General features: G+C 71.2%; 17 protein-coding genes and 1 tRNA gene. 8 read left to right on the top strand and 10 right to left on the bottom strand.

Annotation, left to right across the window (positions count from 1 at the left end; genetic code table 11):
- The first annotated feature begins 10 nt into the window (after positions 1 to 10).
- From ABD976_RS04310 to ABD976_RS04300, 3 genes are all read left to right on the top strand, one after another.
- A complete protein-coding gene (locus ABD976_RS04310; protein WP_345357433.1) occupies positions 11 to 319 on the top strand; it encodes a hypothetical protein in 309 nt (102 codons plus the stop codon).
- A gap of 60 nt (positions 320 to 379) precedes the next feature.
- A complete protein-coding gene (locus tag ABD976_RS04305) occupies positions 380 to 754 on the top strand; it encodes a GNAT family N-acetyltransferase (RefSeq protein ID WP_345357430.1) in 375 nt (124 codons plus the stop codon).
- A gap of 335 nt (positions 755 to 1,089) precedes the next feature.
- The gene (locus ABD976_RS04300) at positions 1,090 to 1,470 is read left to right on the top strand and encodes a beta/gamma crystallin domain-containing protein (protein WP_345357427.1); all 381 of its coding nucleotides are present in this window, start codon (positions 1,090 to 1,092) and stop codon (positions 1,468 to 1,470) included.
- A gap of 99 nt (positions 1,471 to 1,569) precedes the next feature.
- Here the strand turns inward: ABD976_RS04300 and ABD976_RS04295 are convergent, their stop codons facing one another.
- Positions 1,570 to 3,774 carry a putative bifunctional diguanylate cyclase/phosphodiesterase gene (locus tag ABD976_RS04295; protein WP_345357424.1) on the bottom strand — a complete coding sequence of 735 codons (2,205 nt, stop codon included), beginning with the start codon at positions 3,772 to 3,774 and terminating at the stop codon, positions 1,570 to 1,572.
- Between the two features lie 329 nt (positions 3,775 to 4,103).
- Here ABD976_RS04295 and ABD976_RS04290 point away from each other — a divergent pair, with 329 nt between their 5' ends.
- Positions 4,104 to 4,214 (top strand): lasso RiPP family leader peptide-containing protein, encoded by a 111-nt coding sequence (locus ABD976_RS04290; protein ID WP_345357421.1) that lies wholly within the window; start codon positions 4,104 to 4,106, stop codon positions 4,212 to 4,214.
- 120 nt (positions 4,215 to 4,334) lie between these two features.
- Here ABD976_RS04290 and ABD976_RS04285 read toward each other — a convergent pair whose 3' ends face one another.
- Positions 4,335 to 4,478: a hypothetical protein gene (locus ABD976_RS04285; RefSeq protein ID WP_345357418.1), complete on the bottom strand. Its 144-nt coding sequence runs from the start codon at positions 4,476 to 4,478 to the stop codon at positions 4,335 to 4,337.
- Between the two features lie 250 nt (positions 4,479 to 4,728).
- Positions 4,729 to 4,810, bottom strand: a tRNA-Tyr gene (locus ABD976_RS04280).
- Between the two features lie 129 nt (positions 4,811 to 4,939).
- Here ABD976_RS04280 and ABD976_RS04275 point away from each other — a divergent pair.
- Both ABD976_RS04275 and rfbA read left to right on the top strand, forming a co-directional pair.
- Positions 4,940 to 5,431 carry a YajQ family cyclic di-GMP-binding protein gene (locus ABD976_RS04275; RefSeq protein WP_345357415.1) on the top strand — a complete coding sequence of 164 codons (492 nt, stop codon included), beginning with the start codon at positions 4,940 to 4,942 and terminating at the stop codon, positions 5,429 to 5,431.
- Positions 5,432 to 5,439: 8 nt separating this feature from the next.
- Positions 5,440 to 6,321 carry a glucose-1-phosphate thymidylyltransferase RfbA gene (gene rfbA, locus ABD976_RS04270; RefSeq protein ID WP_345357412.1) on the top strand — a complete coding sequence of 294 codons (882 nt, stop codon included), beginning with the start codon at positions 5,440 to 5,442 and terminating at the stop codon, positions 6,319 to 6,321.
- A 290-nt stretch (positions 6,322 to 6,611) separates the two neighbouring features.
- On the opposite strand, the gene htpX is transcribed toward rfbA, so the two are convergent.
- Positions 6,612 to 7,484, bottom strand: a complete 873-nt coding sequence (gene htpX / locus ABD976_RS04265; RefSeq protein ID WP_345357409.1) for a zinc metalloprotease HtpX — start codon at positions 7,482 to 7,484, stop codon at positions 6,612 to 6,614.
- A gap of 238 nt (positions 7,485 to 7,722) precedes the next feature.
- On the opposite strand from htpX, the gene ABD976_RS04260 reads away from it, so the two are divergent.
- Complete coding sequence (locus ABD976_RS04260) at positions 7,723 to 8,637, top strand: YceI family protein (protein ID WP_345357406.1); 915 nt, start codon at positions 7,723 to 7,725, stop codon at positions 8,635 to 8,637.
- 61 nt (positions 8,638 to 8,698) lie between these two features.
- Here ABD976_RS04260 and ddaH read toward each other — a convergent pair whose 3' ends face one another.
- Positions 8,699 to 9,553, bottom strand: a complete 855-nt coding sequence (gene ddaH, locus ABD976_RS04255) for a dimethylargininase (protein WP_345357403.1) — start codon at positions 9,551 to 9,553, stop codon at positions 8,699 to 8,701.
- A 74-nt stretch (positions 9,554 to 9,627) separates the two neighbouring features.
- Between ddaH and ABD976_RS04250 the strand changes: the two genes are divergently transcribed.
- A complete protein-coding gene (locus ABD976_RS04250) occupies positions 9,628 to 10,080 on the top strand; it encodes an Lrp/AsnC family transcriptional regulator (RefSeq protein ID WP_345357400.1) in 453 nt (150 codons plus the stop codon).
- A 201-nt stretch (positions 10,081 to 10,281) separates the two neighbouring features.
- On the opposite strand, the gene ABD976_RS04245 is transcribed toward ABD976_RS04250, so the two are convergent.
- From ABD976_RS04245 to nuoL, 5 genes are all read right to left on the bottom strand, one after another.
- Positions 10,282 to 11,823, bottom strand: a complete 1,542-nt coding sequence (locus ABD976_RS04245; RefSeq protein ID WP_345357397.1) for a sunset domain-containing protein — start codon at positions 11,821 to 11,823, stop codon at positions 10,282 to 10,284.
- A 136-nt stretch (positions 11,824 to 11,959) separates the two neighbouring features.
- Positions 11,960 to 12,985, bottom strand: a complete 1,026-nt coding sequence (locus ABD976_RS04240) for a polyprenyl synthetase family protein (protein WP_369775608.1) — start codon at positions 12,983 to 12,985, stop codon at positions 11,960 to 11,962.
- A gap of 49 nt (positions 12,986 to 13,034) precedes the next feature.
- Positions 13,035 to 14,591 carry an NADH-quinone oxidoreductase subunit NuoN gene (gene nuoN, locus ABD976_RS04235; protein ID WP_345358709.1) on the bottom strand — a complete coding sequence of 519 codons (1,557 nt, stop codon included), beginning with the start codon at positions 14,589 to 14,591 and terminating at the stop codon, positions 13,035 to 13,037.
- A 17-nt stretch (positions 14,592 to 14,608) separates the two neighbouring features.
- Positions 14,609 to 16,186, bottom strand: a complete 1,578-nt coding sequence (locus ABD976_RS04230; RefSeq protein ID WP_345357394.1) for a complex I subunit 4 family protein — start codon at positions 16,184 to 16,186, stop codon at positions 14,609 to 14,611.
- Positions 16,187 to 16,232: 46 nt separating this feature from the next.
- Complete coding sequence (gene nuoL, locus ABD976_RS04225; RefSeq protein ID WP_369775606.1) at positions 16,233 to 18,236, bottom strand: NADH-quinone oxidoreductase subunit L; 2,004 nt, start codon at positions 18,234 to 18,236, stop codon at positions 16,233 to 16,235.
- Between the last annotated feature and the right edge of the window lie 8 nt (positions 18,237 to 18,244).

Here is an 18,244-nt window from a genome sequence, read left to right as displayed (position 1 = left end):
AGTCGCGCCGGTGACTGAGAGTTGGCCTACCTCCGAGCTGAGGGCGTTGTCCGCCGCGTTGGACGTCGTGGCGGAGCATGCCGGGCTCAACCACCGCTACCGGAAGCTGATCGACGCGTCCCGGGCGGAGCTGGGCGCCGAACGCGTCCGGACCACGCAGGCCCGCGGCATCGCCAAGCGGCTGCTCGTGCTGGTCAAGGCCGCCGGTCCGGACTTCGCGGGCGAGCTGCCCGCCGACGCGGCGCGCGACCTGCGCGCCGGGCTGGACCAGGCCGACGTGCTGGTCCACGACACCCCGCCGCAATCACCCGGGCCGTGATCGCCCGGGCCGTGATCGTCCGGACTGGGCAAGTCGCCCGATTCGGCGCATAGTGATCAGGTGGTCGCGGACCTGGAACTGCTCGTCACCCCCGCCGATCCCCCGGCCGGGCACACGGCGATCGAGATCCTGCTGGGCGGGCTCATCGTCGGCGACGTCGACCTGCTGATGTGCGACCCGTGCCGGCTGGCCGTCGTCGACCACATCCGGATCGACCCGCGCTGCCGCCGCCGCGGCCTGGCCACCCGCGCGCTGGACGCCGTGCTGGCGACCTGGCCGGAGCACCGGTGGAGCACCGCGCCGATCGACGACACGCCGGAGGCGATGGCGTTCTGGCGCTCGCTGGACTGGCCGGGACCGCTCGGCCGCCCCGACGGGTGCGCCCACCTCGGCGGCGCGGAACCGGGACGGCCGGGCTCGGCGGACTGGCCCTGAACCTCGTCAACTCGTCCGGGTAATTCCCGGGCGCCGCCCCGGCGACTACATTGTTCCGCCCGCGCGGAAATCCGGGAATCCGCGAATTCTCGACCTCTCCGAAATTGCCTCACCCGGCTGGAGCGCCGGGTGAAAAATGGTACGACGTCAGCCCCCACCCGCTAATTTCCCCCCTTCGGGGAAATAGACGGGGATGTTCCGCGGCGGCATAGTGGATCTCGGCCGGGCGGAATTCGACCCCGTCGGGTCGGCGCTCGTGCGACCGGTGCTGGTCCGGCCGCACGGCGACGGAACCCCCGGCCTCGGCAATCGCCCCGAATCGGAAAGGAGCCCCTGTGGCCCGCCTGAATCGCAAGATCGCGTCCGTCCTCGGCACCGCGCTGGTGACCGCCGGACTGTTCACGATCGCCCCCGCCGGAGTCGCGTCGACGGAATCCACCACGCCGCGGATCAACACGGTCCCGTGCAACAGCAACGATTTCCTGCGGGTCACCTGGCACCGCGGGAATCGCGCGCACACGACCTGCTTCGCCAACGCCGGGGAATACTCGTTCCCCGCCGACAGCTGGCTCGACAATTTCTCGACGGGGAACAACCGCGTGCAGTACAAGGCGGACGGCAGGTGGCAGCCCAACAACCCGGTCGGGAAGTACACCTACTTCCACTTCCCGAACCACCCCGGCGGGGTGAACCTCCAGGCCATCAGGATCCGGTAGGCGAGCAGGCGGCGCGGGACCGCTCCCGCGCCGGGCAGCACGAGGGCGGCCCCGGGACCAGCGCAGGTCTCGGGGCCGCCCGGCTGCGGGGCCGGGCCCTCACCGCTGCCGCGGGAGCTGGGTCCGCTCCCCGAGCAGGGCGCGGAGGTCGTCGTCGGGCAGCGGGTGGGAGAACAGGAACCCCTGGTACGCGTCGATGCCCAGCGCGATGAGCAGGCGGAACTGGGTGGTGGTCTCCACGCCTTCGGCCACGCAGCCGAGTCCGGCGGCGTGGGCCATGTCCACGGTCGAGCGCACGATGGCGCGGTCGAATTCGTGGTCCTCGATGCCGGCGGCGAACTGGCGGTCGAGCTTGATGCTGCCGATCGGGAGGTCCTTGAGGCGGCCCAGGGACGAGTAGCCGGTGCCGAAGTCGTCCACGGCGAAGGACACGCCCTGGTCGATCAGCCCCTGCATGGCGTCCCGGGTGGCCTCGGACGGGTCGAGCAGGGACATCTCGGTGATCTCCAGGACCAGCCGGTGCGGTTCGACGCCGGAGCGGGCGAGGGTGTCGCCGAGGCCGGTGAGGAAGTCGCAGTCGCTGGCGGTCTGGTTGGTGAGGTTGACCCACACCTGCACCGGGCCCGCCGGGGTCGCGGGCCAGCCGGCCGCGTCCTGCAGGGCTCGGCGCACGATCCACCGGTCGAGGTCGTGGAGCAGGCCGGCTTGTTCGGCGGTGGGCAGGACGACCGCCGGGGACAGCATCCCCCGCTCCGGATGCGGCCAGCGCACCAGGGCTTCGACCGCGACGGGGACGCGGTCGCCGTCGACGATCGGCTGGTAGTGCAGTTCGAGGGCGTCGTCCCGCAGCGCCCGGGTCAGGTCGCCTTCGGCCTGCACCTGCCCGCTGACGTGGGCGAGCATGTCCTCCTCGGCCAGCTTCAACTGGCCGGGGCCCTGGCGCTTGGCGGTGAACATGGCCGTATCGGCGTACCGCAGCAGGTCCTCACCGCTGACGGGCTCCGCCGGTACCTTCGCCGCGCCCACGGAGGCGGAGACGCGGATGGAGTGCCCCCGCACGGCCACGGTCATCCGCAGGATGCCGGACACGCGTTCGGCCAAGGACTGCAACCCGCCGACGCGCCCGAGCTCGGTGCAGATGATCAGGAACTCGTCACCGGACAGGCGCGCGACGGTGCAGCCCGGCAGTTCGGTCTGGCGCAGGCGCTGCGCCACCTGCACGATCAGCTCGTCACCGGCGGCGTGGCCCAGGGAGTCGTTGACCCGCTTGAAGTTGTCGATGTCCGCGAACAGCACCGCCGTGTCCTCGGTGGGGCGTCGCAGCAGTTCCTCGACGCCGCGCCGGTTGGGCAGCCCGGTCAGCACGTCGTGGGTAGCCTGGTGCTGCAACGACGCGGCCTGGTGCGAGCGCGCGGTGACGTCCTGGAAGCTCACCAACCAGAACCGCTCGTCCCCGTCCTGCGGGGAGGCGGCGTAGCGCACCTCGCAGATCACCGGCTCGCCGTCATGGCGCACCAGCGTGCGCTGGCGGACCCCCGACGGCCCGGCGGTGCCGTGCTCGCGGCCTGCTTCGGTGCTGACGCCCGCCCCGCGATCGCGGGGATGCAGCAGCTCGACGCCCCGCATGCCCAGGAGCTGCGCGTGCGCGTATCCGGTCAGCCGCCCCAGCGCCTCGTTGGCGTCCCGGACCCGGTCGTCCTCGTCGAACAGCGCCACCCCGACGGGGGCGAGGCTGAGCAGCTCGGAGAACCGCTGCCGCCCCGTTTCGATCGCCTCACCCAACCGGGCGGCGTTGCTGGCGCTGGAGAACGCCACCGCGGCGTGCGCGGCGAAGACCAGACCCACGTGCTCGGAGCGCTCGGTGAACGCGTTGGGGCGGGACGAGTAGAAGTTCAGCGCACCGAGGTTGTCCGACTCGGTGAACAACAAGAACCCCATCATGCTGCCGATGCCCAGCTCGCGCGCCTGCGGGGTGTAGCGCGGCCACCGATCGCTGTGGACGCCGAGATCGGCGATCCGGTACACCGCCCGCCGATCGTGCAGGGCGTCGAAGCACGGCCCCTCGCCCAGCTCACCTTGGAGCAGGTCCGACCGCCGGGCCAGCTCGCTGGTCGCGGCCAGGGTCCGCACGCCCTGCTGCTGGGGCACCGCCATGATCCCGGCGTGCTCGCACCCGTCGACGATGCGCACCGCGTGCTGCACGATCCGGTCCAGGGTCCGCTGCACGGAACCCTGCGCGAGCAGGTCGCGGGCCATGTCGCCCAGCGCCTCGGTCAGCTCGTCCAGCCCTTCGCTCCCCGTCATCCTCACTGGCTTCCCAGCGCAATGACCAGGCGAAACTGCGAACCGCCGAAGGGGGTGCCGACGGCTCCGCGCGCCAGCGGCGCGATCGCGTTGTGGGGGACCTGCCAAGTCCATCCGCGATGCTCCCCAGCAGCCTTTCCACTGCCTTCGCCGTGCTCTACACCACGACGTTCTTCGTCAACATGGGCTCCAGGGATGTACCTGCAACAGGTGATTTAGCCGTGACCTACGTGTGATGCAGGGGCGGCACGGTTGATCAGCTCGCTCGGGCCGCGTTGCATTCCGGGTACGGCCGCCGACCAGCGGCGGCACAACGGAGGAGGAACATCGTGGACACGAACTACACCGCGCCCCAGCTGACCGAAGTCGGCGAGTTCGGCACCGACACCCACGGCGACATCTATGGGGGTTTCTGGGACGCAGTGGTCTACTTCGCCTGAGCCGCCGGTCTCGTCGGCGTGCTCTCGCTGGAACTGCGGAGACAGCGGGAGCACGCCGGGATCACCGACTGCGGGAACCTCCTGCGGCCCTACTGCGTTCGTCGATGCAGGCGCAGCAGCTCAGGAACTCATCAGCCGTAAGCAGAGCGCGCCATTCCCACAGCGGATGCGGGTGATGCGGGCGACGACCTCACCGGGCAGACGGTAGAGGGTGTTCTCGCCGTCCCGGATCAGCTCGGCCGCCCCCGTGGTCCAGCTCGACATGTTCGCAGGCCTGCCCGAGCACTTCCACCGTCGCGACCCTCATGCCGTGGCCACCGCCGACTCGATCCGGCCGCGCAGCCCGGTGCCCTCGCCGACATCCTGGTCCGCGCGTTGCGCGAGCTGTCCTCGCGGACATTTCAGCAAACGCACGAATGTGGCACGGATGACCGCCAACGGCCGTAGCCAGCCGGACCGCAAGAGAACGGCCCCTCGGCCTGTCTGTGCAGGTCGAGGGGCCGTCGTGGGTGCGTGCCGGGTAGAGGATTCGAACCTCTGAAGGCAATGCCGGCTGATTTACAGTCAGCTCCCTTTGGCCGCTCGGGCAACCCGGCGCGGGTGCTCACCAGCTCCCGCTGGCGTGCACTTGAAAGCATACATACCCGCGTCCGCCCCTTGCGCAGCGGGGGTGAGCGGTAGCGTGGTCGTCGACGACGCTGCTGAGTACAACGGAGGTAGGCAAGGTGGCCAACCCGTCCTTCGACGTGGTGAGCAAGGTGGACCGCCAGGAAGTCGACAACGCGCTGAACCAGGCGGCCAAGGAACTGGCCAACCGGTTCGACTTCCGCGGCACCGGGACGAAGATCGAGTGGTCCGGCGACGAGGCGGTCATGCTGGAGTCGGAGACCGAGAAGCGGTTGGAGGCCGCCATCGACGTCTTCAAGGAGAAGCTGATCAAGCGCGGCGTCTCGCTGAAGGCGCTCGACATGGGCGAGCCGGCCAGCTCCGGGAAGGTCTACCGGGTCACCGGCAAGCTCGTGCAGGGCATCTCGCAGGAGGTCGCGAAGAAGATCTCCAAGAAGATCCGCGACGAGGGCCCCAAGGGCGTCCAGGCGCAGATCCAGGGCGAGTCGCTGCGCGTGTCCGGCAAGAAGAAGGACGACCTGCAGGAGATCATCCAGCTCCTGAAGTCGGCGGACTTCGAGGTGCCGCTGCAGTTCGAGAACTACCGGTAAGGACGCCGGTGAAGGGGATCGTGCTGGCCGGGGGCAACGGGACGCGCCTGCACCCGTTGACCCAGGCCGTCTCCAAGCAGCTCTTACCGGTCTACGACAAGCCGATGATCTACTACCCGCTGTCGGTGCTCATGCTCTCCGGCATCCGGGACGTCCTGCTCATCTCCACCCCGGCGGACCTGCCCCTGTTCCAGCGGCTGCTGGGCGACGGCTCGCGGTTCGGCATCCGGATCGACTACGCCGTGCAGGACGAGCCGCGCGGGCTGGCCGAGGCCTTCGTGATCGGCGCGGACTTCATCGGTGACGACCCGGTGGCCCTCGTGCTGGGCGACAACATCTTCTACGGCCAGGGCTTCTCCCGCGTCCTGCGGAACAGCGCGCGGGAGCTGCACGGCTGCACGCTGTTCGGCTACCCGGTGCGGGATCCCGAGCGCTACGGCGTCGGCGAGGTCGACGACGAGGGCAACCTGCTGTCCATCGTCGAGAAGCCGCAACGCCCCGCCTCGAACACGGCCATCACCGGGCTGTACTTCTACGACAACGACGTGGTCGACATCGCCAAGGGGCTGACCCCCTCGGCCCGCGGCGAGCTGGAGATCACCGACATCAACCTCACCTACCTCGAACGCGGTCGTGCCCGGCTGACCCCGCTCGGCCGCGGCTTCGCGTGGCTGGACACCGGCACGCACGACTCGCTGGTGGAGGCGTCGCAGTTCGTGCAGGTCCTGGAGCACCGGCAAGGGGTCCGGATCGCGTGCCTGGAGGAGATAGCGCTGCAGATGGGCTACATCTCCCCCGACGAGTGCTTCGCGCTGGGCGCGGACCTGGCCAAGTCCGGCTACGGCCAGTACGTCATGGAGGTAGCCCGCAACGCCGGAGCGCAGGGCTGACCACCCACGCCCGCTCACGCCCACGCAGAACGGAACCACCGTCAGGCAAGCGGCGAAAGCCGCTTCCGCCTTGCCCCACCCTCGCCACTGGCACCGCCGCGGGTTCTCAGCGGCCTTCTCGCGAGGACGCCCTGACGCTGTGTACGCGCTTGTACATGAGGAAGGGCGCCCGGAGCGAGAAGGCCGCTGAGGTTCCGCCACCCGCACCGCCACTCAACCCGACCACCACACCTTCCCGACGAGAAGGCCGCTGAGGTTCCGCCACCGGCACCGCCACGCAAAAAGACCACTCACAACGGCGGCAACCGGCGGCCTGCCATTCCTTCTAGTTTGGCCACCCGCTCCTCGATCGGCGGGTGGGTGGAGAACAGCTTCGCCATCCGCTCGCCGGGGCGGAACGGGTTGGCGATCATCAGGTGGGACTGGGACACCACCTTCGGCTCCGGGGCCAGCGGCGCCTCCCGGGTGCCGCGCTCCAGCTTGCGCAGCGCGGAGGCCAGCGCCAGCGGGTCGCCGGTGAGCTCCGCGCCCGAAGCGTCGGCCTGGTACTCGCGGGACCGGCTGACGGCCATCTGCACCACCCCGGCCGCGATCGGCCCGAGCAGCGCCACCAGCAGCATCGCCAGCGGGTTCGGCCGGTTCTCGCCGTTGCCCCCGGCCATCCCGAACAACATGCCGAAGTTGGCCAGGAAGGTGACCACGCTGGCCAGCGCACCGGCCACGCTGGAGATCAGAATGTCCCGGTTGTAGACGTGCGAGAGCTCGTGGCCCAGCACCGCCCGCAGCTCCCGCTCGTCGAGCAGCTCCAGGATGCCCGCCGTGCAGCACACCGCCGCGTTCCTCGGGTTGCGGCCGGTGGCGAAGGCGTTCGGCGCCCGCGTCGGGCTGATGTGGAGGGCGGGCATCGGCTGCCGGGCCGAGGTGGCCAGCTCGCGCACGATCCGGTACATCCGGGGCTGCTCGGCTTCGGAGACGGGACGGGCGTGCATCGCCTTGAGCGCGAGCTTCGCCGAGTTGAAGTAGGCGTAGCCGTTCATGCCCAGCGCCACCACGAGCGCGATGACCAGGCCGGCCCGCCCGAACAGCGCCCCGACCAGCAGCACCAGCGCGCTCATGCCGCCGAGCAGCAGAGCGGTCTTCAACCCGTTGGAACGACCGTGCACATCAGCCTCCGCATCACACTCTCGTCCGGCACGCGGGGAGGCCACACCCCGACACGTCGACGGTCACCCGGAAAACGACTCCGGGCGAATCGGAGTTCCGGTGACGCGGTGTGCCGTTCGCTACCCCGTCGTGGGCACCACGTCGCCGATCGGATGATCGAGGTCTCTAGCATCTACGCGCGAGTAGTGAATCAACGATCTTGTCCGCGCACGCGGCGGGCAAGCGGAAGGGATTCGGATGATCTTCGCCAAGCTGCGTCGACGTCGTTCGACCGGCGAGGGCACGCACCGGCCGGAGCGCAACGGCTCCGGCGCGTTCCTCCCTCCGACACCGCTGGACAGCGGCGTGCTGAGCTGCCAGGTCCACGACGAACGGGGCACCCTCGTCCCGGGCGCCACCGTCACGGTGGTGGACCGCTTCAACAAGGAGATCGCACAAGGCGACACCGACACCTACGGCTACTTCGTCGCGGCGCTGCCGCCCGGGACCCACAAGGTCTCGGTCGTCGCGGGCGGTTACCGCCGCTTCAGCACCCGCACCGAGGTGCGGGTCAACCAGCACACCTCGATCGGCGGCGTCGAGCTCAAGGCAGACGACTCGCTGGAGCTCCCGCAGCCCGGCGTCTACCGCTTCGACCCGTACCACACCGAGATCCGGTTCGTGGCCCAGCACGTCGGCATGTCCAAGATCCACGGGATGTTCAAGAACTTCGACGGGCTGATCCACGTCGCGCCGAACTTCGCCGACTCCCGGGTCGAGGTGGTGATCGAGGCCGCGAGCGTCGACACCGGCGTCGAGATGCGGGACACGCACCTGCGCTCGGCGGACTTCTTCGACGTCGAGAACTACCCGAAGCTGTACTTCCGCAGCGAACGGCTCACCCAGCTCCGCGGTGACCGCTGGACGATCAGCGGGAACCTCACGCTGCGCGGGCACAGCACCAACGTGCAGCTCGACACCACCTACCTGGGCCAGCGCAAGTGGCAGGGCCCGGGCTTCGACGGCGACCTGCGGGTGGCGGCGCTGGCCACCACGACGCTGCGCCGCGAGGACTACTCGGTGAACTGGCAGGCGACGCTCGCCAAGGGCATCGCCGTGGTCGGACCGACCATCGACATCCAGTTGGGCGTGCAGGCGGTCCACGAAGGCTGATCGGTGCGGTGGGGCGTCCGGGCACGGCGCCCCACCTGCTGCGCCCCCACCTGCTGCGCCGTCAGTGCAGTTCCAGCGTGCAGCACTTCGGTCCGCCGCCGGATTTGCGCAGTTCCGAGATGTCCACCGGGATCGGCCGGTAGCCGAGGTCGGTCAGCCGGGTCACCAGCCCCGACGCTTCCGCGGGCAGCACCACGTTGAGCCCGTCGGACACCCCGTTGAGCCCGAGGCAGGACGCGTCCGCCTCGGTGGCCAGCACCGCGTCCGGGAACATCCGCCGCAGCACCCGCCGCGAACCCGGCGAGAACGCGTCCGGGAAGTACGCGATCCGCGCCCCCGGACCCCGTTCCAGCACGAACAGCGCCGTGTCCAGGTGGTAGTAGCGCGGATCGGTCAGCGTCAGCGACACCACCGGCACCCCGAGCACCTCCTGCGCCTCGGCGTGCGCCGCCGGGTCGGTGCGGAAGCCGGTCCCGGCCAGCAGCACCTCGCCGGTCCACGCGAAGTCCCCCTCCGCCTCGTTGGTCCGCGAGGCCATCACCAGCTCCCGGTGGCCGCGGGCGGCGAACCAGCGGCGGAAGTGCTCGGCCTCCGCGGCCCGCTGCGGCGCCCGGAACCGGGCGCCGAGCACCGTCCCGCCCAGCACCGTCGCCGAGTTCGCCGCGAACACCATGTCCGGCAGCCCCGGCTCGGCCGGCACCACCTCGACGGTGTGGCCGAGGCGCTCGTAGACGCCCTTCAGCTCGGTCCACTGCCGCATCGCCCGCGCGGCGTCCACCGGCGCGGCGGGATCCATCCACGGGTTGATCGAGTACTCGACGGCGAAGTGCTCCGGCGGGCACATCACGTAGTGCCGGGCGGTGGCGCGCGGGCGGGCCGCGACCGGCCCGGCGGGAAGACCAGCGGTGACCGACATATCCGAAATCTAACCGGCGGTTCGACCGATCATCAATGCCGCTGCATTGCGTCGGATGCGGCACTATGTTGCGCGTGGACGCTTTGGATCAGCGAATCGTTTCGCACCTGGTGGCCGATGCGCGCGCCAGCTACGCCGAGATCGGCGCCGGGGTGGGGCTGTCCGCGCCCGCCGTGAAGCGGCGGGTGGACAAGCTGCTGGACAGCGGGGTGTTGCGCGGCTTCACCGCGGTGGTCGACCCCGAGGCGCTGGGCTGGGGGACCGAGGCGTTCGTCGAGGTGCACTGCCACGGCAACGTCCCCACCGGGCGGCTGCGCGCCGGGCTGGACCCGCTGCCCGAGGTCGTGGCCGCCTACACCGTCTCCGGCAACGCCGACGCCATCGTGCACCTGCGCGCGGCCGACATCCACCACCTCGAACAGGCGATGGAACGGCTGCGGGCCGTGGAGTTCGTCCGGCGCACGGTGTCGACGGTCGTCCTCTCCCGCCTCCTCGAACGCCAACCCCCGCCCCACCACCGGAACTGACCCTCACCCGTTCGAGTCGTGAGTGAGGGGCACCCTTGTCCGAGTTACTTGGGCAAGGGGGCCCCTCACCTGTGTCCCGTTCAGGTGACGGGCCCGCGCCGGTGCGCCGCTGCGGACCGTCCGCACCCGTTCGTGAGCTGAGTGAGGGGCACCCTTGCCCCGGTTACTTGGGCAAGGGTGCCCCTCACTCAGCGGAGCGGGTCAGGAGTTCCAGGCGGTGAAGCCCGCGGTCTCGGCGTCGGCCGGGGTGCGGAACCAGACGTCGGCGACGATCGACTCGTAGTGCGGCGACTCCGGCGCGTGGTACTGGCGGGATGCCGAGTGGCCCTTGATCATCGGGCCGGGGCGCTCCTCCGGGCGACCCGGACGCGGACCCGCTCCCGGGGTGCGGCGCGGCAGCGGCGGTGGGCCGCTCTCGGCTCCGCCCTCGGCGGCGGTTCCCCCCGGCTCGGCGGATGCGTCGGCGCCTCGCCCCGCTGGGGCGGGGTCGGCCGGGGCTCGGCCTGGTGTGGCCTGGTCCGCCTCGTCCGCCTGGTCCGGGTTGGCCTTGGGCTCGGGTTGCCCCTCGGCGGCCTGGGTGCCCGGGTCGTTCTCGTCGGGGTCGACCTCGGCCGGGGCGGCCTCGGCTTGTCCTGGCGTGGGCTGGGCCGCTTGGCGCGGGTTCGCCTTCCCCGGGTCTGGCTCGGGGTGCTCCGGGGTGGCCTCGGGCGCCTCGTCGAGGTCCGCCTTGGTCCCGTCGGCCTGGGGCGGGTCGGCCTGGTCCAGGTCCGTCCCGGTCGGGGTGGTGGCTCGGTCGAGTTCGGGGGCCGGGTGGATGTCGGTCCGCGGCTCGTTCGCGGTGTCGTCGACCGCCGGGAAGACCTGGGTGGCCTCCGCGCCGACCGGCGGGGTGTAGGCGGCGTCGCCGGACTCCACCGGCTCGAACAGCGACCGCAACTGGCCGGTGAGCCGGGTTTCGCGGCGCATCCCCTGGTCGGGTTCCCGGGGAGCCTGGGGCGCGGGAGCCCGGACCTCCGGAGCCTGGGCCGCCGGAGGCTGGACAGCGGGCGGCTGGGGCGCCGGGGGTTGCGGGAGCTCGGCGGGACGGTCCTGGTCCGGGGCGGGCGCCTGGCCGTTGCGGGCGGGCTCGGCCGGGCGCAGCGGGGTGAACGGCGCGTCGTGGTGCCGGAGGTCGGGCTCGGGCTCCTGGCGCGTCGGGGCCTCGGCGGCGGACGCGGGGGCGGCTCCCGGCCAGGCGGTCGGCACCGGCTCGACCGGCGGACCGGGGCGCTCGGGCAGCGGCTCCGGCTCGGCGCCCACCGGGAGGAACTCGGTACCGGGCCCGGTCGTCGGCTTGCGGAACCAGGTGTTGCCCGCGTCGCGCTCCGGAAGCGGCTCCGGTTCCGGCCTCGGCTCGGGTTCCGGCTCCGGCGCGGGGGTGGCGACCGGGGCGGGCTCGGGCCGGTCGTCGACGGCCGGGAACTGCCGGGTCTCCGGGTCGACCCACGGGCGTGGCGAGCGGTCCCACGGGCCGATCGGCGGCTCGTTGTCGCGCTCGTCGTCGAGCAGGTCCAGCGGGCGCTCCGGCACCAGCGTCGGCTGCTCGACGTCGTAGGCGGGCTCGTCGTCGTAGTACGGGTCGTCGTACTGCTCGGCCAGCCGCCGCTTCAGCGGGCGGACGAACAGCAGCCAGGTGCACGCCGAGCCCAGCAGGAAGGCCGCCAGGCTCCACAACCACACCTGGGTGAACAGCCAGGTCGTCACGTGCGTCGTCCCTCCTCGAAACCGCCGGCCCCGGCGGTCGGCGCACCGGCCCGGCCGACTCCCGGCACGGTCCGGTGGCTGCGCAACGTTGTCGGAAACGCACCGCCGCTGCCCCGCACGTCCTGCTCCGTTTCCGCTAGTTCGTGCGGGCGACCACGTAGTCGACCAGCGAGGACAGCGCGTCGCGCGCCGGACCGGCGGGCAGCGTCGCCAGCTCGGCGCGGGCGTCGTCGGCGAAGTCGTCCAGGGTGGCGCGGGCCTGGGCCAGGCCGTTGGAGTCCCGCAGCAGCGCCAGCGCCTCCTCCACCTCGGCGTCCTCGGTGATCGGCCCGGACAGCAGCTCGGCCAGTCGCGGTTCCAGGTCGGCGTCGGCCAGCGCGTAGAGCATCGGCAGCGTCCGGACGCCCTCCCGCAGGTCGGTGCCGGGGGTCTTGCCCGATTCCAGGGCCGGCGAGGCGATGTCGATGATGTCGTCGGAGATCTGGAACCCGGTGCCGATCAGCCGGCCGATCCGCTCCAGCGACGCGACGTGGGGGGCGGCGGCGTCGGCGAACCAGGAACCGAAGCGGCCCGCCGTGGCGATCAGCGACCCGGTCTTCTCGTAGATCACCGTCAGGTAGTGCTCGACGGCGTCCTCGTCCGGACCCGGGCCGATGGTCTCCCGCATCTGCCCGGTGACCAGCGCCTCGAAGGTGCGGGCCATCCGCCGGACGGCCTCGGCGCCGAGGTCGGCGACCAGCCGCGACGCCTGGGCGAACAGGAAGTCACCGGTGAGGATCGCCACCGAGTTGTCCCAGCGGGCGTTGGCGCTGGTCGCGCCGCGCCGCATGGTGGCCTCGTCCATCACGTCGTCGTGGTAGAGCGTCGCGAGGTGGACCAGCTCGATGATCGCGGCGGACTTGAGGACGTCCTCGGTGACCTCCTCGCCGAACTGCGCGGCGATGAGCACGAACAGCGGCCGGAAGCGCTTGCCGCCCGCGTCCACCAGGTGCAGCGAGGTGCGGGTGGCGAACTCGAAGTCGCTGCGCACCGACTCGTGCAGCAGCCGCTCCACCGCATCCATGCCCTGCTGGACCGACTCGGCCAGCGCCTCGTCGGCGATGTCGAACCCGACCGCCATGCCGGTCAGCTCTCTGATCGGGTCACCCGCTGCCCTGCTCACGTCACCGTCGCCTTCGTTCCCCCATCGAGTCGCCCTACCGGCGAGCACTCTACGACACGAAGCCCCCCACGTTCGCCCAGTCCAGAGCCAACGTCGGCAGCACGCCCAGCAGCAACGTGACGACCACGCCCAGCGTGATCGCCGCCGTCGTGAAGGCGCCCGGCACGCTGACGGTGGGGCCGTCGTCGGCCGGTTCGCTGAAGTACATCAGCACGATGACACGAAGGTAGAAGAAGGCCGCGACCGCACTGGCCACCAGGGCCACGACCACCAGCGGGGCCATCCCGTCCCGCAGCGCCGCCTCGAAAACCACGAACTTCCCGACAAAACCGCTCGTGAACGGGATTCCGGCCAGGGCGAACATGAGGAAGGTGAACACCGCGGCGACCAGCGGTGAGCGCTTGGCCAACCCCGCCCAGTCCGACAGGTGAGTTGCCTCACCATCGGACCGCCGGACCAGGCTGATCACGCCGAACACCGCGACCGTGCTGAACCCGTAGGCGAGCAGGTAGAACAGGGTGCCGGACAGGCCGCGGTCGGTGAGCGCGATCGCCCCGATCAGCATGAAGCCCGCGTGCGCGACCGAGGAGTAGGCGATCATCCGCTTGAGGTCGCGCTGGGTGAGGCCGAGCACCACGCCGATCACCATCGAGGCGATGGCGATCGCCCACAGCACCCCGCGCCACTCCCAGCTCGACGCCTCGAACGCCACCTGGAGCACCCGCAGGATGCCGCCGAACGCGGCGACCTTGGTGCAGGCGGCCATGAAGCCGGTCACCGCGGTCGGCGCGCCCTGGTAGACGTCCGGGGTCCAGGCGTGGAACGGGCCGATGGAGGCCTTGAACAGCAGGCCGATCAGCAGCAGGCCGAGCCCGGCGAACAGCAGCGTGTCGGAGCGGTCGGTCCCGGCGGTGGCGTCGGCGATCGCGGCCAGCCGCACCGATCCCGCGTAGCCGTAGAGCAGCGCCAGCCCGTACAGGAAGAACGCCGAGGCGAACGCGCCGAGCAGGAAGTACTTCACCGCCGCTTCCTGGGACAGCAGCCGCCGCCGCTTGGCCAGCCCGCACATCAGGTACAGCGGGAGGCTCAGCACCTCCAGCGCGATGAACATCGTCAGCAGGTCGTTGGCGGCGCAGAACACCATCATGCCGCCGAGCGAGAACAGGGCGAGCGGGAAGACCTCGGTGCGCATCCCGGACGCCGCCGCGGCGGCCCGGCTCATCGTGCCGGGGCCCTCCGCGACGCGGGTGATCTGCCCCTCGGAGACGAACGCCCCGCCGGTCTCCACCGAGCGGTCCGCGATGAGCAGGATCGAGGCGAACCCGAGCGCCAGCAGGGTGCCCCACAGGAACAGCGCGGGCGGGTCGACCGCCAACGTGTCGGACAGCGTGGTCGCCCCGGTACCGCCCTGCCGCGCGTAGAACGCCACCGCCATCCCGGCGACCACGATCGCCAGCAGGCTCAGCCCCACCTGCGCCGACCAGCGCTGGTGGCGGGGCATGAACGCCTCCACCAGCACCCCGAGGCAGGCGGCGCCGAGGATCACCAGGATCGGTGCGATCGCCGCGTAGTCGATCGGTGGTACTTCGACCGGCTGCTGCGCCAGAACCCCTGCACGCACTGTCAATTACCTCCCTGCGAGGTCACGGGGTCGGTGGCGCCGACCTCGCTCATGGTTGCCGCGACCGACGGGTTGACCACGTCCAGCACCGGCTTCGGGTAGATCCCCAGCGCCAGCACCAGCACGACCAGCGGGGCGAGCACCGCGATCTCCCGGCCGCCGAGGTCCTTGATGGCGCTGCGCGGTTCCGCCGGGGCGTTCGGATCGGCCAGCGCGCCCGGTCCGGGCAGCGCGCCCAGCAGCGCGTCCCCGCGCACCGGGCCCTGCATCGTCCGCTGGTAGAGCCGCAGCACGTAGGCGGCGGCCAGCACCATGCCGAGCGTGGCCAGCACCGTGAACACCGGTCGGGTCGGGAACGAGCCGATGAGCACCAGGATCTCGCTGATGAACGAGCTGGTGCCGGGCAGCGACAGGGTGCTCAGCCCGGCGATGAGCAACATCCCCGCCAGCAGCGGCGTCACCCGGGCCATCCCGCCGTAGTCGGCGATCCGGGTGGAGCCGCCGCGCGCGATCACCATGCCGATCACCAGGACCAGCATCCCGGTGGCGAAGCTGTGGTTGACCATGTAGGTCACCGAACCGGCCTGCGCCTGCGTGGTGAACGCGAAGATGCCCAGCGCGATGAACCCGAAGTGGGCGATCGAGACGTAGGCGATGAACCGCTTGAGGTCGGTCTGCCCGAACGCCTGCAGCGACCCGTAGAGCACCCCGGCCACCGCCAGCACCAGCACCACCGGGGCCAGCAGGGTGGACGCCTCCGGGGTCAGCGGCAGGCTGTAGCGCAGGAAGCCGAAGGTGCCGACCTTGTCCAGCACGCCGACCACGACCACCGCGACGCCGATCGGCGCCTGCTGCGTGGCGTCGGGCAGCCAGGTGTGGAACGGCACCAGCGGCGCCTTGATCGCGAAGGCGGCGAAGAAGCCGAGGAACAGCCACACCTGGACCTCGGTCGGCGCCTGGGACAGCACCGGCACCAGCCGCTCCCAGTCGAACGTCCCGCTGCCGGTGGCCTGCGCCGAGTAGGCGTAGGCGCCGATCGCCGAGGCCAGCATGATCAGGCCGCCGAGGAACGAGTACAGGAAGAACTTCACCGCCGCGCGGACCCGCTCCGGACCGCCGTAGCCGCCGATGAGGAAGTACATCGGCACCAGCATGATCTCGAACAGCACGTAGAACAGGAACAGGTCCGTCGCGGCGAACACCGCGATGGTCAGCGCCTGCTCCAGCAGCAGCAGCGAGAAGAACCCGCCGTGGGTGCGGCCCGCGGGCAGCCGCTCGCCCCAGCTGAAGCCCAGCACCAGCGGGGTGAGCACGGTGATCACCGCGATCATCACCAGCGCGATGCCGTCCACCCCGAACGACACCGAGATGTCGAACGCGGGGATCCACGGCACCGAGCTGGACAGCTGCAGGCGCGGGCCCGCCGGGTCGTAGGCCAGCCACGCGGCGGCGGCGATCCCCAGCTCCACCAGCGAGAAGCCGAGCGCGGTCCACTTCGCGGCGGGAGCGTTGCCGCGCAGCAGCGCCACCACCACCGACCCGGCGATCGGCAGCAGGATCAGGGCAAGGAGCGGGGTCATCGGTTCTCCTCCCGCAACGCTCCGGTCGGTCGGTCAGCGGAGCACGTCATACCGGCATCCCCACCACCATCAGGGCGGCGATCACGAAGATCCCGCCGAAGAGCATGGACAGCGCGTAGGAGCGCACGAACCCGGTCTGCCACCGGCGCAGCCCCTGCGAGGCCAGGGTCAGCACCGAGCCGACGCCGTGGACCGCGCCGTCCACCCCGCGGCGGTCCACCTCGACCAGGCCGCGGCTGAGGGCGTAGGTCGGCCGCACCGCGACGAGGTCGTTGAGCGCGTTGCCGCCGAGGTCGGCGCGGGCGGCCCGGACCACCGGCGAGACCCGCTGCGGGCGCTGCACCGGCACCGGCCCGCGCCCCACCACCAGCCACGCGACCAGCGCGCCGAGCGCGGAGAACCCGACGGTGAGCACCGGGATCACCGCGTGCGGCAGCGCGGGCGTCTCGGCGTGCGCGAGCGAGCCCAGCGAGGGCACCAGGAACGTCACCAGCCGGTCCCCGGCGGTGAAGAACAGCCCGGCCGCCACCGAACCGACGGCGAGCACCACCATCGGCGCGGTCATCACCGCGGGCGACTCGTGCGGGTGGAAGTCCCTGCCGTCGCTGGACTTCAGCTCCTTCCACCGCTTCTCGCCGAAGAACGTCATGAGCACCAGGCGGGTCATGTAGAACGCGGTGAGCGCGGCGCCCAGCAGCGCCACCCCGCCGAACACCCAGGCGCGCCAGCCCTCCTGGCCGAAGGCGGCGGCGATGATGGCGTCCTTGGAGTAGTAGCCGGACAGGAACGGGAACCCGATCAGCGCGAGGTAGCCGAGCGCGAAGGTGGCGAAGGTGACCGGCATGTACCGGGCGAGCCCGCCGTACTTGCGCATGTCGACCTCGTCGTTCATGCCGTGCATCACCGAGCCCGCGCCGAGGAACAGCCCGGCCTTGAAGAACCCGTGGGTCAGCAGGTGCATGATGCCCAGCGCGTAGCCGGCCGGGCCGAGGCCGACGGCCAGCATCATGTAACCGATCTGGCTCACCGTGGAGTAGGCCAGCACCTTCTTGATGTCGTCGTAGGCGCAGCCGATGATGCAGCCGACCAGCAGCGTCACCGCGCCGACGATGACGACCGCGAGCTGGCCGCCCGGCGACAGCGAGTACAGCGGGTTGGCGCGGGCGATCAGGTAGACGCCGGCGGTGACCATCGTCGCGGCGTGGATCAGCGCCGAGACCGGGGTCGGGCCCTCCATCGCGTCCGGCAACCACGCCTGCAGCGGCACCTGGCCGGACTTGCCGCAGGCGCCGAGCAGCAGCAGCAGGGTGATCGCCAGCAGCACCCCGGAGGACAGTTCCCCAGCGCGGGCGAACACCTCGGAGTACTGCGTGGTGCCGAGGTTGGCGAACAGCAGGAAGATCGCCAGCGCCAGCCCGATGTCGCCGACCCGGTTCATCACGAACGCCTTGGTCGCCGCGCCCGCCGCGCTGGGCCGGTGCTGCCAGAAGCCGATCAGCAGGTAGGAGGCCAGGCCGACGCCCTCCCACCCGAGGTAGAGGGTGAGGAAGCTGTTGCCCAGCACCAGGACCAGCATCGCCGCGACGAACAGGTTCAGGTAGGCGAAGAACCGCCGCCGCTCGGTGTTGCGCCCGCCGCTGCGGCCCTGCTGGTCGTGCGCCATGTAACCGATCGAGTAGATGTGGATCAGCGATCCGACACCGGTGATCAGCAGCACGAACACCAGCGACAGCGGGTCCATCCGGAGCCCGAAGTCGACCTGGAGGGCGTTGACCGGGATCCAGGAGAACAGGGGCAGCTCGCGGACCCGCTGCTCGTCGCCGGTGGCGAGCACCGAGGTGAACAGCGCCAGGGCGTAGCCGAAGGAGCCGAGCACGGTCGCGGTGCCGAGGTAGTGGCCCCACCCGTTGGCCCGGCGCCCGGCGACCAGCAGCACCAGCGCGCCCAGCGCGGGCAGCGCGATCAGCAGCCAGGCGTTCTGCTGCACTGCCCCGGCCGCCGAGGTCACGTCCACGGCCCCGGCCTCCGCGGCGGCGCTGAGCGTCATCATTGCCGTCA

It is taken from the genome of Saccharopolyspora cebuensis (assembly GCF_039542665.1).
In the GTDB taxonomy this organism is placed as follows: domain Bacteria; phylum Actinomycetota; class Actinomycetes; order Mycobacteriales; family Pseudonocardiaceae; genus Saccharopolyspora; species Saccharopolyspora cebuensis.
This window is presented reverse-complemented; position numbering and strand designations above follow the sequence as displayed.

Coding starts and splice junctions, on each gene's coding strand:
- ABD976_RS04285 (WP_345357418.1), bottom strand. CDS start 4,478: ATGTCGAGCTGGACCACGGGGGCGGCCGAGCTGATCCGGGACGGCGAG.
- ddaH (WP_345357403.1), bottom strand. CDS start 9,553: ATGTCGGTCACCGCTGGTCTTCCCGCCGGGCCGGTCGCGGCCCGCCCG.
- ABD976_RS04295 (WP_345357424.1), bottom strand. CDS start 3,774: ATGACGGGGAGCGAAGGGCTGGACGAGCTGACCGAGGCGCTGGGCGAC.
- nuoL (WP_369775606.1), bottom strand. CDS start 18,236: ATGATGACGCTCAGCGCCGCCGCGGAGGCCGGGGCCGTGGACGTGACC.
- ABD976_RS04230 (WP_345357394.1), bottom strand. CDS start 16,186: ATGACCCCGCTCCTTGCCCTGATCCTGCTGCCGATCGCCGGGTCGGTG.
- ABD976_RS04260 (WP_345357406.1), top strand. CDS start 7,723: ATGATCTTCGCCAAGCTGCGTCGACGTCGTTCGACCGGCGAGGGCACG.